Consider the following 14,512-nt stretch of genomic DNA (forward strand, 5'->3'; position numbering starts at 1 on the left):
CGCGTTCGGACATCACGTGTGTCGATGTGATGGGTATCGGTCCGGGCAGCGTAGCGGGCCTCCGCCACCTACCCATGAGTAATATTCGGGTCTAGACTTCGGCCATGACCGCAGTGCATCTCCCCGGAACCCCGCTCATCGAGGCCGGTCGACTGGTGTCGACCAGCCCGGCGACCGGCGCGGAGGCCGGGCGGCTCCCGGTGGCCACCGAGGCGGACGTGCGCGCCGCCGTCGACCGGGCCCGCCCGGCCGGCGAGTGGTGGGCCGGGCTCGGCTTCACCGGCCGGCGGGACCGGCTCCAGCGCTGGCGCGGCGTGCTCGCCCGGCGCATCGAGGAGCTGGCCGACCTGATGCACACCGAGGGCGGCAAGCCGGTCGGCGACGCCGTGGTGGAGATCCTCACCGCGCTGGAGCACGTCGACTGGGCGGCCCGTAACGCCCGGCGCGTGCTCGGGCCCCGCCGGGTCCGCTCCCGGCTGATCCTCGCCGAGTTCACCGGCCACCTGGAATACCAGCCGTACGGCGTAGTCGGCGTGATCGGTCCGTGGAACTACCCCGTCTTCACCCCGATCGGCTCGGCGGCGTACGCGCTGGCCGCCGGCAACGCGGTGGTGTTCAAACCGAGCGAGTACACCCCGGCGGTGGGCCAGTGGCTGGTCGACCGGTTCGCCGAGGTGGTGCCGGAGCAGCCGGTGTTCCAGGCGGTGCACGGGCTCGGCGACGTCGGCGCGGCGCTGTGCCGTTCCGGCGTGGCGAAGGTGGCCTTCACCGGCTCGACCGCCACCGCGAAGAAGGTCATGGCGGCCTGCGCCGAGACGCTCACCCCGGTGCTGCTGGAGGCCGGCGGCAAGGACGCCATGATCGTCGACTCGGACGCCGACCTGGACGCCGCCGCCGAGGCGGCCGTCTGGGGCGGGCTGACCAACGCCGGCCAGACCTGCATCGGCATCGAGCGGGTCTACGCGGTCGACCAGGTCTTCGACGCGTTCGTCGACAAGGTGGTGGCGAAGGCCGGCCGGCTGACCGTGGGCGCCGACGGCACCGACCTCGGCCCGATCACCATGCCGTCCCAGATCGACGTGATCCGGCGGCACATCGACGACGCGGTCGCCCGGGGCGGCCGGGCGGTGCTCGGCGGCCCGGAGGCGGTCCAGCCGCCGTACGTGCACCCGACCGTGCTGGTCGACGTGCCGGAGGACTCCGCCGCCGTCCGCGAGGAGACGTTCGGGCCGACGCTGACCGTCAACCGGGTCCGCGACGTCGACGAGGCCGTCGAGCGCGCCAACGCGCTGCCGTACGGGCTCGGGGGTTCGGTCTTCGGCCGGGCGCGGGCGGTGGCCGTGGCGCGGCGGCTGCGCTCCGGGATGGCCTCGGTGAACTCGGCGCTGACCTTCGCCGGCATGTCCACGCTGCCGTTCGGCGGCACCGGCGAGTCCGGCTTCGGCCGGATCCACGGCGAGGACGGCCTGCGCGAGTTCGGCCGCCCCAAGGCGGTCACCCGCCGTCGGGCGCGTTCACTGCTGCCGTCGATGACGTTCGAGCGCACCCCGGCCGACATCGCCCGCCTGGTCAAGGTCGCCAAGCTGATGTACGGCCGGAAGCGCTGACCGCCCGGTCCGGGCGGGCCCCGGCTCAGAACAGCGTCAGCTCGTCGCGCTCGATGCCGCGCAGCTTGTCGTAGTCGACCACCACGCAGCGGATGCCGCGGTCGGCGGCGAGCACCCGGGCCTGCGGCTTGATCTCCTGTGCGGCGAACACGCCGGTGACCGGCGCGAGCAGCGGGTCCCGGTTCATCAGCTCCAGGTAGCGGGTGAGCTGCTCCACCCCGTCGATCTCGCCGCGCCGCTTCACCTCGACCGCGACCGCGCCGGCGTCGGCGTCCCGGCAGAGCAGGTCGACCGGCCCGATCGCGGTCATGTACTCCCGCCGGACGAGCGTGTAGCCCTCGCCGAGCGTGCCCGGGTTGGCGGCGAGCAGCTCCTGGAGGTGCGCCTCCACGCCGTCCTTGCGCAGCCCGGGGTCGACGCCCAGCGCGTACGAGGTGTCCTGGAAGATCTCCTCCAGTGTGATGCGCAGCTCCTCGCCGGCCTTGTTGACCACCCGCCAGACGCCGGGCGCCTCCTCCAGCCGGCACGGCGGGCTCATCCAGTTCAACGGCTTGTAGGCCCGGTCGTCCGCGTGGATCGACACCGAGCCGTCCGCCTTGACCATGAGCAGCCGGGTGGCCGGCGGCAGGTGCGCCGAGAGCCGTCCGACATAGTCCACCGAGCACTTCGCAATGACCAACCGCACCCGACGAGGGTAGCCGAGCCCTCGACCGACGCCGACGAGCGCCACTGGCGCACCGGTGCCATTCTGAAATCGTGCTCGAAGTCCTCACCGGTTCCGGTCTCGCCGCCTCGGCGGGCCTGAACGCCTACATCCCGCTGATGCTGATGGGCCTGCTGGCCCGCTACACCGACCTGATCGAGCTGCCGAGCGGCTGGCAGTGGCTCGGCAACGGCTGGGTGCTGGCGATCCTCGCCGTCCTGCTGGCGGTCGAGACGGTGGCCGACAAGGTGCCCGTGGTCGACCACGTCAACGACATGGTGCAGACCGTGGTCCGGCCGACCGCCGGCGGTCTGGCCTTCGGCGCCGGGTCCGGCTCGGAGACGGTCACGGTCAGCGACCCGGACACGTTCTTCTCCACCCACCAGTGGGTGCCGGTGGTGGTGGGCGTGCTGATCGCGCTCGGCGTGCACCTGCTCAAGGCCGCCGCCCGGCCGGTCGTCAACGCCACCACGGCCGGTTTCGGCGCACCGGTGGCCAGCACCGCCGAGGACGCGACGAGCGTGGTCATGTCGGTGGTGGCGATCCTGCTGCCGGTGCTGGTGCTGGTGTTCGCGGTCGGCCTGGTGGTCTTCGTGGTCTGGTTGTTCCGCCGCCGGAAGGACCGCCGCCGGGAACGCGCGGCGGCGCGGGCCGCCGGCTTCCGCGTCTGACCGCGCCGCCGGCTTCCGCGTCCGAGCGCGCCGGTCGCTCAGCGACTGCGGTAGGTCATGCAGTCGGCCATGTCGTTGTCCGGGCCGACGGTGATGGCGGGTGCGTGGCACTCCAGGTCGGAATTGTGCTGGCAGTCGGCGCGGGAGCAGGCGCCGACCTGCGCGACGAGCTGGTCGATGCCGCCGCGCACCGGCAGTTCCACGAACGTGTGGCAGTGCGCGTGGTCGCTGCTGCCGATCGTGATGGCGAACGCGTGGCAGTCGTTCGTGTGGTTGTAGGCGCAGGATCGGACGGCGCACTCCTGGACCCGGGGCATCTCCATCGACGCGGTCATCTTTCCGCCCTTCCGTGGGTGTCTTGCCCCACTTTAGGACTTTCGACCCCTACGCCGAGTGGGATTCCCCGCCTTACATCCGCTCGCGGATGACGGTGACCAGCTCGTCGATGATGCCGGTGAGCGCGAAGTCCTTCGGCGTGAACACCCGCGCCACCCCGGCGGCCCGCAGCTCCTCGGCGTCGCGCGGCGGGATGATGCCGCCCACCACCACCGGCAGGTCGCCCCGGCCGGCCGCGCGCAGCCCGTCCAGCACCGCCGGCACGGCGGCCAGGTGCGAACCGGAGAGCACGGAGAGCCCGACCAGGTCGACGTCCTCCTCCACCGCGGCGGCCACGATCTGCCCGGCGGTCAACCGGATGCCCTGGTAGACCACCTCGAAGCCGGCGTCGCGGGCGCGTACCGCGATCTGCTCCGCGCCGTTGGAGTGCCCGTCCAGCCCCGGCTTGCCGACCAGCAGCCGTAGCCGGCCGGTGCCCAGCTCCCGCGCGGTGGCGGCGACCCGCTCCCGGACCGCCGCGAGGTTCACGTCGCCGCCGGCCCCGGCCGCGCCGGTCAGCCCGGTCGGCGCGCGGTACTCGCCGAACACCTGGCGCAGCGCGCCGGCCCACTCCCCCGTGGTCACCCCGGCGGCCACGCAGGCCAGCGTCGCCGGCATCAGGTTCGCGGTGGTCGCGGCGTCCGCGCGCAGGCGCGCCAGCGCGGCGTCGACCGCCGCCGCGTCCCGGCCGGCCCGCCATTCGCGTACGCCGGCCGCGGCAGCCGCCTCGACCGCCGGGTCCACCTGCTCGATCGCCTCGGCGCCGGCCGCGGTCAGCGGGGACGGTTCGGTCTCGGTGAACCGGTTGACGCCGATCACCACGTCGGTGCCGGCCTCCATCCGTCGGCGCCGGTCGGCCAGCGAGGCGACCAGCGCGCTCTTGAGGTAGCCGGACTCCACGGCGGTCACCACGCCGCCCATCTCCAGCACCTTGTCCAGCTCGACCCGGGCACCGGTGACGATGTCGTCGACGAGCGCGGTCATCACGTGCGAGCCGTCGAACAGGTCGGGATATTCGAGCAGGTCCGACTCGTACGCCAGCACCTGCTGCATGCGCAGCGACCACTGCTGGTCCCACGGGCGGGGCAGGCCGAGCGCCTCGTTCCAGGCGGGGAGCTGCACGGCGCGGGCCCGGGCGTCCCGGGACAGCGTGACGCCGAGCATCTCCAGCACGATGCGCTGGATGTTGTTCTCCGGCTGCGCCTCGGTCAGGCCCAGCGAGTTGACCTGCACGCCGTAGCGGAACCGGCGCTGCTTCGCCTCGGTCACGCCGTAGCGGTCGCGGGTGATCTCGTCCCAGAGCGCGCCGAACGCGCGCATCTTGGCGATCTCCTCGACGAAGCGCACACCGGCGTTGACGAAGAAGGAGATCCGCTGCACCACGTCGCCCATCCGCTCGGCCGGCACCTGGCCGGAGTCGCGCACGGTGTCCAGCACGGCGACCGCGGTGGCGAGCGCGAAGCCGACCTCCTGCACCGGCGTCGCACCGGCCTCCTGGAGGTGGTACGAGCAGATGTTGACCGGGTTCCACCGCGGCATCTCGCGCAGCGTGTACGCGATGACGTCGGCGGTCAGCCGCAGCGAGGCGGCCGGCGGGAAGATGTACGTCCCCCGGGAGAGGTACTCCTTGATGATGTCGTTCTGCGTGGTGCCGGCGCAGCGGCGCAGCTCGGCGCCCTGCTCGACGGCGGCCGTGCCGTAGAGCGCGAGCATCCACATCGCCGGCGCGTTGATGGTCATCGAGGTGTTCATCTCGGCCAGCGGGATGCCCTCGACAAGCGTGCGCATGTCGCCGAGGTGGGCCACCGGCACGCCGACCCGGCCCACCTCACCGGCGGCCAGCTCGTGGTCGGGGTCGTAGCCGGTCTGGGTGGGCAGGTCGAACGCGACCGACAACCCGGTCTGCCCCTTCGCCAGGTTGCGGCGGTAGAGCGCGTTGGAGGCCGCGGCGGAGGAGTGCCCGGCGTACGTGCGCATCACCCACGGGCGGTCCCGCTCCGGCAGGCGTCCCGGCATCGCGTCGTCCATGGCCGGAGTCTAAGTTACCGTTCAGTAAAAGCGGCTGTGCAAAACCACACAGTTGGATGTCCGCGCCGGTGGGTCGGCCGGGCCCGCACATGTGGCCGACCCACCGGGCGGGTCACTCGCTACGGGCGGTCTGCGGGCCGGTGACGCGTTCCAGCAGTGGCAGCGTGGCGGCGATGACGGCCAGGCAGCCGAGCAGCCCGACGGCCACCACGGCGGCGAACCCGAGCCCGGGCGGGCGCAGGTCGTAGTGCATCTGCGCGCGGAGGAACAGGTGCGCGGCGACCAGGCCCATCCCGACCGCGGCCGCGGCGACGGTCAGCATCGGCACCACGCTCTCCAGCGCCACCACCCGGCGCAGCAGCCGCACCGGCGCGCCACTGAGCCGCAGCAGGCTGAACGGCCGCTTCCGCTCGCTGAGGCCGGCCGCCACACCGACCGCCAGGCTGCATCCGGCGAGCACGAGGCTGGCCACCACGACCACGTCGGCCAACCGCTGCCAGCCCCGCATCGTGTTGGTGAAGTCGGACTCGAAGTCACCGGGCACGTTCGGGGCCACCGTGAAGGCGGGGATCGCGCGTTCGATGACCGTCCGGGCCCGCTCGACCGCGATCGGGCCGTCCGCGTCGACCGCCACGGAGTCCGCCGGCAGCCCGGGGAGGGCGGCCGGGTCGACAGCGGACGCCGGCCAGATCCGGTCCGCCGAGGCGGACGCCCGCCAGGGGATCAGGCCCGACGCCACCTCGGCGACGGCCACCCCGTCGGCGCACCGCCCGTAGACCGGCGGGATGTCCGCACAGGCGATCACGCCCGGCTCGTGCTCGCCGCCGCGCACCGGGTTCTGCCGGACGATCACCGGATCACGCACGCCGGGGACCGCGGCCAGCTCGGCCAGCAGCGTGGCGGGCACCGGCGCGTCGTCCCCCAGATAGAAGGACAGCCGACCCGCCTCCAGCGAACCCCGGGGGGCCGGGCCGCGCTCGGCCGCGATCGTGCCCATCACGCCAACCGCCACTGTAGTCACGAAGAGCGCGAGCATCACGCCGCTGACCGCCCGGAAGCCGGCGGCCGGGTTGTCGGCGAGCCGGCGGGCGGCGATCAGCGCCGCCGGTCGGCTGGCCCGGGCCGCCATCGCCCGCGCACCCACCATGGTCAGCCAGGGGCCGCCGGCGATCAGCCCGATCATGATCAGGAGCAGCGCGGGCAGGAAGAGCGCGGTCTGGCCGTCCGCGGTGCCGGGCCGGTAGAGCAACGCGAAGCCCAGCCCGGCGAGCCCGAGCACGAGCGGGACCAGCCGGTACGCCCGCGGTGGCCGGGGGGTCACCCGCCGGGTCACGCCGAGCGGAGAGATCCGTACCCGGCGCAAGGCCATCCAGGCCGCGACCGCCGCGCCCGTCGGCACCCCGAGCGCCACCAGCACGACGTCCGCCGCACCGAGGGACAGGTCGCCGGGGAAGTACGGCATGCCGGTGAACGGGATTCCGGCGAGCTGCCCGCGGAACGCGAGGAACAGCGCGAAGCCGACCCCGACGCCGACGGCCGCCGCGAGCGTGGCTTCCACGGCCGCGACCACCGAGATCTGTCGCGGCGTGGCCCCGACCAGGCGCATCGCGGCGAAGCGTTGCTCCCGGCGGGCGGCACCGAGCCGGGTCGCGGTGCCGATGAAGATCAGGACGGGAAAGAGCAGCCCGCCGGCCACCACGCCGAGGATGAGGTCGATCGCCGTGTCCGGCAGCGGGGCCCGGTTGTCGTCGACCCGGGTGACGTCGCGGACCTGCGCCAGCGCCCCCACCTGTTCGGGGGTGCCACCGACGAGCACGAGCAGCGTGTCCGGCGAGGTGAGCGCCGCCGGACCGATGGCGCCGAGGTCACGGCCCGGGTAGCGGTCGGCGAGCTGGTCGGCCGGGGTGGTGGCCAGCAGTTTCCGCATCGCCGGGGAGGCGTACCACTCGCCGGGGCCGGGCACGCGGGGCACCCCGACCGGGGTGGGCGCGGTCGGCCCGGTGGCGGCGACGTCGACGCGGAGGATCTGCGCGCCGTGGAAGTAGTCGTACCGGGTCGACCAGAGCAGCGGATCGGTGGCGCCCCCCGCCGTCTCCTGCGGGTACATCGCGGCGTACCGGCCGAGCTGGGCGTTGGTGGCGTGCACGCCGGCCACGGTGGTGAGCAGCAGTCCGGCGCCGATCGCGACGGCGGCGGCGATGACCACCAGCCGGACGAGCGCCTCCCGGCCGCCCGCGACGGCGAGCCGCAGCGCGAGGGCGATCACGAGGCGACTCCGGCCGGGGCGTTGATCCGGCCGTCCCGCACCACGACCTCCCGGTCGGCGTACGCGGCGACGCGCGGCTCGTGGGTGACCAGGATGACGGTGGTGCCCTGTTCCCGGGCGGTGTCGACGAGCAGGGCCATCACCTCCTCGCCGGTGAGCGAGTCGAGCGCGCCGGTGGGCTCGTCGGCGAAGAGCACCTGCGGGCGGGCGACCAGGCCCCGGGCCAGCGCGACCCGCTGCGCCTGCCCGCCGGACAGCTCGCCCGATCGCCGGTGCTCCAGACCGGCCAGCCCGAGCCGCTCGAACCAGCCGTGCGCGGCCCGCAGCGCCGGCCCACGCCGGATGCCGCCGAGCAGCAGTGGCAGCGCGACGTTCTCCGCGGCGGTGAGTTCGGGGACGAGCTGGCCGAACTGGAAGACGAACCCGAAGCGGTCCCGCCGCAGCGCGCTCCGGTCGGCCTCGCCGAGCGTGTCGATCCGCACGTCGCCGAAGCGGACCTCGCCGGAGTCGGGCACCAGGATGCCGGCCAGGCAGTGCAGCAGCGTCGACTTGCCGGAGCCGCTGGGCCCCATCACGGCGACGACCTCACCGGCCTCCACGGCCAGGCTCGCGCCGCGCAGGGCGGGGGTCTCGCCGAACGAGAACGTGACGTCGCGGGCCTCGATCGTCACGGTCATCGCCGAACCTCCTTCCGCAGCGCGTCGAGTCGGGCGCCGGTAGCCTCGATCCATCGCAGGTCCGCCTCCAGGTGGTAGAGGCCGTGGTCGGCGAGCATCACGTCGACCAGCCCGCCGTTCCGCTTGACCTCGGTCAGCTCGCGCATCCGGTGCAGGTGGGCGGCGCGCTGGGTGTCCAGGTACGCCTCGGCCGGACGATCAAGCATCAGCGCGAGCACGACCTTGGCGAACAGCACGGTCTGGAGGTGGGGTTCCGGTTCCACCGGCTCGGTCAGCCAGTGCTCCACCTCGGTGGCGCCCCGGTCGGTGATGACGTAGCGCTTGCGGTCCGGCCCGGCGCCGGGGGCGACGTCGCTGACCATCACCTTGCCGTCCCGGGCCAGCCGGCTCAGCGTCGAGTAGACCTGCCCGTACGGCAGCGGTTTGCCGCGCCCGAAGAACGTGTCGTAGTCGCGTTTCAGGTCGTAGCCATGGCTCGGTTCGCGTTCGAGCAGGCCGAGCAGGGTCAGGGGAACGGTCATGCGGCGATACTACACCGAGTGTATACCTCGCGTACATAGCTAACCCCGGGACCGGGCCGAGGGCCGCAGGACGCACACTTGAGTCATGGACCAGCAGCTCGCGATCTCCGTACGGGGACTGCGCAAGACGTACGGCGACAACGTCGCGGTGGCCGGGGTGGACCTGGACGTCCACCGGGGTGAGGTGTTCGCCCTGCTCGGCCCGAACGGCGCGGGCAAGACCACCACGGTCGAGATCCTGGAGGGCTACCGGCACCGCGACGCCGGCGAGGTGCGGGTGCTCGGCACCGACCCGGCCCACGCCGACGCCGACTGGCGGTCCCGGGTCGGCATCGTGCTCCAGGGCACCGGCGAGTTCGACGAGCTGACCGTCGGTGAGGTGGTCCGCCATTTCTCCGGCTTCTACCCGGACGCCGACGACCCGGCCAAGGTGGTCGAACGCGTCGGGCTGGGCGCCAAGGCGAAGGCGCGCACGCACACGCTCTCCGGCGGCCAGAAGCGCCGCCTGGACGTGGCGCTGGGCATCATCGGCCGCCCCGAGCTGCTCTTCCTCGACGAGCCGACCACCGGCTTCGACCCGGAGGCCCGACGCGAGTTCTGGGAGCTGATCCGGGACCTGGCCGCCGCCGGCACCACCATCGTGCTCACCACCCACTACCTGGACGAGGCCGAGGCGCTCGCCGACCGGGTCGGCGTGATCGCGGCCGGCCGGGTGGTGGAGGTCGCGCCGCCGAACAAGCTGGGCAACCGCCAGGAGGCGCTGGCGACCGTCTCCTGGCGCAACCCGGACGGGACGCCCGGGTCGGCGCAGTCCGCGACGCCGACGGCGCTGGTGTACGACCTGGCCGCGCGCTTCGGCGGCGAGGTGCCCGGCCTCACCGTGACCCGGCCGACCCTGGAAGACGTCTACCTGCGGATGATCGGACACTGATGACCACCACGACGAAGCCGACGGCCCCGGTCGTCGCCGCGCCGGCCCGGCGGACCGGCGCGGGCGCGCTGGCGCTGCGCCAGGGCCGCCTGGAGATCACCCAGTTCCTGCGCAGCCGGGAGTCCGTCGTGTTCACGATGGGCTTCCCGATCATCATGATCCTGATCTTCGCGGCGATCTTCAGCGACGAGATCGCCCCGGGCGTCAGCTACACGCAGTACTTCATCACCGGCATGATCGCGACCGGCCTGATGACGGTGAGCTTCCAGAACCTCGGCATCTGGATCCCGATCGAGCGGGACCGGGGCGTGCTCAAGCGCTACCGGGGCACGCCGATGCCGAAGTGGGTCTGGTTCGCCGGCAAGGTGATCATGGTGGTGGTGATCGGCGTCGCCGAGACCGCGCTGCTGCTCGCCGTGTCGGTGGCGCTGTTCGACCTGGACCTGCCGCAGACCGCCGCCAAGTGGCTCACGTTCGGCTGGGTCGCCGTGCTCGGTGTCACCGCCTGCACGCTCTGCGGCATCGCCATCTCGTCGCTGGCCCGCACCGCACGCAGCGGCTCGGCCGTGGTCACCCCGGTCGCGCTGGTCCTCCAGTTCATCTCCGGCGTGTTCTTCGTCTTCACCAGCCTGCCCACCTGGATGCAGCAGGTCGCGGCGATCTTCCCGCTGAAGTGGATGTGCCAGGGCCTGCGTTCGGTCTTCCTGCCGGACAGCTTCGGCGGTCAGGAGCCGGGCGGCTCGTTCGAGCTGGGCAAGGTGGCGCTGGTGCTCGGCGCGTGGTGCGTGATCGGCCTGGTGCTCTGCCTGACCACGTTCCGCTGGACCACCCGCCGCGACGGCTGAGGTGTAAGGAGGGGCCCCTTCTTACACCCGGGGTGGCACACTCGCCGGCATGGGACGCACGTTGAGCCGGCGGGCGGTGCTGACCGCCGCCGGCGGGATCGCCGGCGCCGGCCTGGTCGGCGGCCTGGCCGCCCGGCAGCTCGCCGAGCCCCGCCCCGGGCCCGGACCCGCCGTGCCGGACGCGCCGGCCGGCGACGAACGGCTGATCCGGATCGCCTCCGCAGCCCGGGGCCGGGAGGTGGACTTCTGGACCGCCGTGCCCGAGGGGTACGGCGACGGCCGCGGCCTGCCCGTCTGCCTGGTCCTGCACGGCGCCTCCGCCACCCCGCGCGACTACGGCCGGTTCGGGTTGGCCCGTTTCCTCACCGACGCGGTACGCCGCGGCGCCCCGCCGTTCGCGCTCGCCGGCGCCACCGGCGGCCGGCTCTCCTGGCGTCCGTCGGGCACCGACGACCCACAGCGGATGGTGCGCGAGGAGGTGCCCGCCTGGTGCGCCCGACGCGGCTTCGACAGCGGCCGGCTGGCCGTCTGGGGCTGGTCGATGGGGGGCTTCGGGGCGCTGCTGCTCGCCGAGACGTACCCGGCCTGGGCGCGGATGGTCGCGGCCTTCTCCCCGGCGGTCAGCCGCGGCGACGCGGTCTTCACCGGCGTCGACAGGCTGCGCGGCACACCGGTCGGGCTCTGGTGCGGCCGGCAGGACAACTTCCTGAAGGACGTCCGCGCGTTGGCCCGGGTGCTGCCCGAACGCCCGGTACGCGCGTCCTGGGCCGACGGGCGGCACAACTTCGGCTACTGGGGCACCGTCATCCCGGACGCGTTCGCGCTGATCGGCGCCGCGCTCACCCCGCCCCGGCCATGAGCCGCCCCCGGCCGGCACCGGCCGGGGGCGGTCCGCACGACTCAGTACGGGTAGAAGCCCTGGCCGGACTTGCGGCCCAGGTCACCGGCGGTGGCCATGCGCTGGAGCAGCTCCGGCGGGAAGAACTTCTCGTCCGCCGTGTCGGTGTAGATGTTGCGGGTGGCGTTGAGCAACACGTCCACGCCGGTCAGGTCGACCGTGGCCAGCGGGCCCATGGCGTGCCCGAAACCCAGCTTGCAGGCGGTGTCCAGATCCTCGGCGGAGATCACGCCGGACTCCACCAGCTTGACCGCCTCCATGGCCAGCGCGCAGATCAGCCGGGTGGTGACGAAACCGGCGATGTCCCGGTTGACCACCACGACGGTCTTGCCGATCTCCTCGGCGAACGACCGGGCGGTGTCCATGGTCGCGTCGGCGGTCTTGTAGCCCCGGACCAGCTCGCAGAGCTTCATCATCGGCACCGGCGAGAAGAAGTGGGTGCCGACCACCGACTCCGGACGCTGCGTGGCGGTGGCGATCTGGGTGACCGGGATGGCCGAGGTGTTGGTGGCCAGCACCGCGTCCGCCTTGCAGATCTTGTCCAGCGCGCGGAACACCTCGTGCTTGATCTCGATCTTCTCGAAGACCGCCTCGACCACGATGTCCGCGTCGGCCGCCGCCTCCAGCTCGGTGGTCGGGGTGATCCGGGCCAGCGTCGCCTCGACGTCGGACGCCTCGATCTTGCCCTTCTCGGCGAACTTCGCCAGCGACTTCCGGATGCCGTCGACGCCCCGCTTCGTGGCCGCGTCGTCGACGTCGCGCAGCGTCACCTGCCAGCCCGCCTGCGCCGCCACCTGGGCGATGCCCGAGCCCATCAGCCCGGCACCGACGACCGCGAGTCGACCCGCCATCTGCTTCTCCCTCGCCCGTTTCCTACAACGTCTGGGAGAACCCTACTTAACGAGGGATAAGGACCGTCAGATGGCCAGGTCCGGTTCCTCCGGCGCGGTGCCCCGCTCCACCTCGACGTCGAGTGCCCGCAGGTCCGCCACGAAGTCCGGGTAGCCCCGGTCGACGTGGTGCACGTGCGAGACCTCGGTGAGCCCGTCCGCGCACAGCCCGGCGATGATCAGGCCGGCGCCGGCCCTGATGTCGGTGGCCCGGACCGGGGCACCGGAGAGCCGCTCCCGGCCACAGACCAGGGCGTGGTGGCCGTCGGTGCGGATCTCCGCGCCGAGCCGCATCATCTCGTTGGCGAACATGAACCGGCCGTCGAAGATGTTCTCCGTGATCAGGGAGCCGCCGTGGCTCACCGCGGCCAGCCCGATCGCCATCGGCAGCAGGTCGGTGGCGAAGCCCGGATAGGGCAGCGTGACCACGTCCACCGCCGCCGGCCGGTCGTCCATCCGGACCCGGAACGCGTCGCCGCGCGTCTCCACCAGGCCGCCGGCCGAGACCAGCTTGTCCAGCGCGACCTCCAGGTAGGCCGGGTCGAGGCCGGTCACGGTGACGTCGCCGCGGGTCATCGCGGCGGCGAACGCCCAGGTGCCGGCCACGATCCGGTCCCCCACCGTGGCGTGCCGCACCGGGCGCAGGTCGGGCACGCCGACGATCTGCACCGTCGAGGAACCGGCGCCGGAGATCCGGGCGCCCATCCGGTTCAGCATGGTGCAGATGTCGACGATCTCCGGCTCCCGGGCCGCGTTGTCGATCGTCGTGGTGCCCCGGGCCAGCACCGCCGCCATCACCAGGTTCTCGGTGGCGCCCACGCTCGGGAAGTCCAGCACGATGTCCGCGCCGTGCAGCCCGTCCGGCGCCTCGGCGATGACGAAGCCGTGCTCACCGGAGATGTCCGCGCCCATCCGGGCCAACCCGGCGATGTGCATGTCCAGGCCGCGCGAGCCGATCGCGTCGCCGCCGGGGTGGGCCACCCGGACGTGCCCACGCCGGGCCAGCAGCGGGCCGAGCACGCAGATCGACGCGCGCAGCCGGCGGACCAGGTCGTAGTCGGCCTCCGCGCCCGGCCGCTCCGGCACGTCGATGACGACCGAGCGGGACCGCTCCTTGCCGCCGCCGGCGACCATCGGGTCGACCGGGTCGTCGGGGCCGAAGCGTACGCCGCAGCCGAGCCGACGCAGCACCTCACCCATGATCGCGATGTCGGTGATCCGGGGCACATTGGTGATCACGCTACGGCCGGGCGCGAGCAGCGCGGCGGCCATCAGCTTCAACGCCGAGTTCTTCGCGCCCACCACGTGCACGGTGCCGGCCAGCCGGGCGTCCCCGCGTACCCGGATGACGTCGACGTCGCTGACCGCCGGGTCGCCGGCGTCGCCCGGCCCCACCGCGGTCGGCCGGTCGGGCCGTACCGGGATGGTCAGGTCAGGTATCCGTAGGCTGTGCGTCATGGCCGTCCACCTCACGCGCATCTACACCAAGGCCGGCGACGCCGGCATGACCAGGCTGAGCAACAACGAGCAGGTGCCGAAGACCGATCCGCGGATCGCCGCGTACGCGGACGTCGACGAGTGCAACGCCTCGATCGGCGTCGCGCTCGCCCTGGGGCAGCTCCCGGACGAGCTGCGGGGGGTGCTGGAGTCCGTGCAGAACGACATGTTCGACGTCGGCGCGGACCTGGCGACACCGGTCGAGCCGGACCCGGAGTACCCGCCGCTGCGGGTCACCGAGGAGTACGTCGAGCGCCTTGAGGGCTGGTGCGACGAGTTCAACGCGCGCCTGGGCAAGCTCGACTCCTTCATCCTCCCCGGCGGCACCGCGGGCGCGGCGCTGCTGCACGTGGCACGGACGACCGCCCGGCGCGCCGAGCGTGCGGCATGGGCGTTGGTCGCGCACGACCCCGATCGGACCAGCACGCTCCCGGCAAAGTATCTCAACCGGCTCTCCGATCTGCTCTTTATCCTGTCAAGAACGGCCAATCCGGGCGGCGATGTGCTATGGGTGCCGGGCGGGAAGCGCTGACCGTCAGCGGGCCGCACCACGCGCAGGCCCGCATACCCGACCTGACGGCAGCCAGTCGTACCCGGTGACCG

The 14,512-nt window shown here is 73.0% G+C and carries 14 protein-coding genes; 6 read left to right on the plus strand and 8 right to left on the minus strand.

The window, feature by feature from the left end:
• Positions 1-104: 104 nt before the first annotated feature.
• Positions 105-1,607 carry an aldehyde dehydrogenase family protein gene (locus TPA0908_RS12370; protein WP_281937563.1) on the plus strand — a complete coding sequence of 501 codons (1,503 nt, stop codon included), beginning with the start codon at positions 105-107 and terminating at the stop codon, positions 1,605-1,607.
• 25 nt (positions 1,608-1,632) lie between these two features.
• On the opposite strand, the gene nucS is transcribed toward TPA0908_RS12370, so the two are convergent.
• Entirely contained in the window at positions 1,633-2,292 is a 660-nt protein-coding gene (nucS, locus tag TPA0908_RS12375) for an endonuclease NucS (protein WP_281937565.1), read from the minus strand.
• A gap of 71 nt (positions 2,293-2,363) precedes the next feature.
• On the opposite strand from nucS, the gene TPA0908_RS12380 reads away from it, so the two are divergent.
• The gene (locus TPA0908_RS12380; RefSeq protein ID WP_281937567.1) at positions 2,364-2,981 is read left to right on the plus strand and encodes a DUF4126 domain-containing protein; all 618 of its coding nucleotides are present in this window, start codon (positions 2,364-2,366) and stop codon (positions 2,979-2,981) included.
• Positions 2,982-3,019: 38 nt separating this feature from the next.
• Here the strand turns inward: TPA0908_RS12380 and TPA0908_RS12385 are convergent, their stop codons facing one another.
• From TPA0908_RS12385 to TPA0908_RS12405, 5 genes are all read right to left on the minus strand, one after another.
• Positions 3,020-3,316 (minus strand): DUF1540 domain-containing protein, encoded by a 297-nt coding sequence (locus tag TPA0908_RS12385; RefSeq protein ID WP_281937569.1) that lies wholly within the window; start codon positions 3,314-3,316, stop codon positions 3,020-3,022.
• Between the two features lie 73 nt (positions 3,317-3,389).
• Positions 3,390-5,384 (minus strand): protein meaA, encoded by a 1,995-nt coding sequence (locus tag TPA0908_RS12390; protein ID WP_281937571.1) that lies wholly within the window; start codon positions 5,382-5,384, stop codon positions 3,390-3,392.
• A 112-nt stretch (positions 5,385-5,496) separates the two neighbouring features.
• A complete protein-coding gene (locus tag TPA0908_RS12395) occupies positions 5,497-7,650 on the minus strand; it encodes an FtsX-like permease family protein (protein ID WP_281937572.1) in 2,154 nt (717 codons plus the stop codon).
• Positions 7,647-8,327, minus strand: coding sequence for an ABC transporter ATP-binding protein (locus TPA0908_RS12400; RefSeq protein ID WP_281937574.1), 681 nt, complete (start codon positions 8,325-8,327; stop codon positions 7,647-7,649). Before TPA0908_RS12400 ends, TPA0908_RS12395 begins: the two co-directional genes overlap by 4 nt.
• Positions 8,324-8,848, minus strand: a complete 525-nt coding sequence (locus tag TPA0908_RS12405; RefSeq protein ID WP_281937576.1) for a PadR family transcriptional regulator — start codon at positions 8,846-8,848, stop codon at positions 8,324-8,326. Before TPA0908_RS12405 ends, TPA0908_RS12400 begins: the two co-directional genes overlap by 4 nt.
• Before the next feature lie 85 nt (positions 8,849-8,933).
• Between TPA0908_RS12405 and TPA0908_RS12410 the strand changes: the two genes are divergently transcribed.
• Genes TPA0908_RS12410 through TPA0908_RS12420 form a run of 3 tightly spaced genes read left to right on the plus strand, consistent with a single transcriptional unit; the run spans position 8,934 to position 11,483 of the window.
• Positions 8,934-9,779: an ABC transporter ATP-binding protein gene (locus TPA0908_RS12410; RefSeq protein ID WP_281937577.1), complete on the plus strand. Its 846-nt coding sequence runs from the start codon at positions 8,934-8,936 to the stop codon at positions 9,777-9,779.
• The gene (locus TPA0908_RS12415; protein ID WP_281937579.1) at positions 9,779-10,624 is read left to right on the plus strand and encodes an ABC transporter permease; all 846 of its coding nucleotides are present in this window, start codon (positions 9,779-9,781) and stop codon (positions 10,622-10,624) included. Before TPA0908_RS12410 ends, TPA0908_RS12415 begins: the two co-directional genes overlap by 1 nt.
• 49 nt (positions 10,625-10,673) lie before the next feature.
• Positions 10,674-11,483 carry an alpha/beta hydrolase gene (locus TPA0908_RS12420; RefSeq protein WP_281937581.1) on the plus strand — a complete coding sequence of 270 codons (810 nt, stop codon included), beginning with the start codon at positions 10,674-10,676 and terminating at the stop codon, positions 11,481-11,483.
• Between the two features lie 41 nt (positions 11,484-11,524).
• Here the strand turns inward: TPA0908_RS12420 and TPA0908_RS12425 are convergent, their stop codons facing one another.
• Together TPA0908_RS12425 and murA are read right to left on the minus strand one after the other, a co-directional pair.
• On the minus strand, positions 11,525-12,373 hold the full coding sequence (locus tag TPA0908_RS12425) for a 3-hydroxyacyl-CoA dehydrogenase family protein (RefSeq protein ID WP_107157007.1): 849 nt from the start codon (positions 12,371-12,373) through the stop codon (positions 11,525-11,527).
• 66 nt (positions 12,374-12,439) lie between these two features.
• Positions 12,440-13,870, minus strand: a complete 1,431-nt coding sequence (murA, locus tag TPA0908_RS12430) for a UDP-N-acetylglucosamine 1-carboxyvinyltransferase (protein WP_281937583.1) — start codon at positions 13,868-13,870, stop codon at positions 12,440-12,442.
• Between murA and TPA0908_RS12435 the strand changes: the two genes are divergently transcribed.
• Entirely contained in the window at positions 13,869-14,441 is a 573-nt protein-coding gene (locus tag TPA0908_RS12435) for a cob(I)yrinic acid a,c-diamide adenosyltransferase (protein WP_107157005.1), read from the plus strand. The genes murA and TPA0908_RS12435 overlap by 2 nt on opposite strands.
• Positions 14,442-14,512: the final 71 nt, after the last annotated feature.

Origin of the sequence: Micromonospora sp. AKA38, assembly GCF_027925725.1 — a bacterium.
In the GTDB taxonomy this organism is placed as follows: Bacteria; Actinomycetota; Actinomycetes; order Mycobacteriales; family Micromonosporaceae; genus Micromonospora.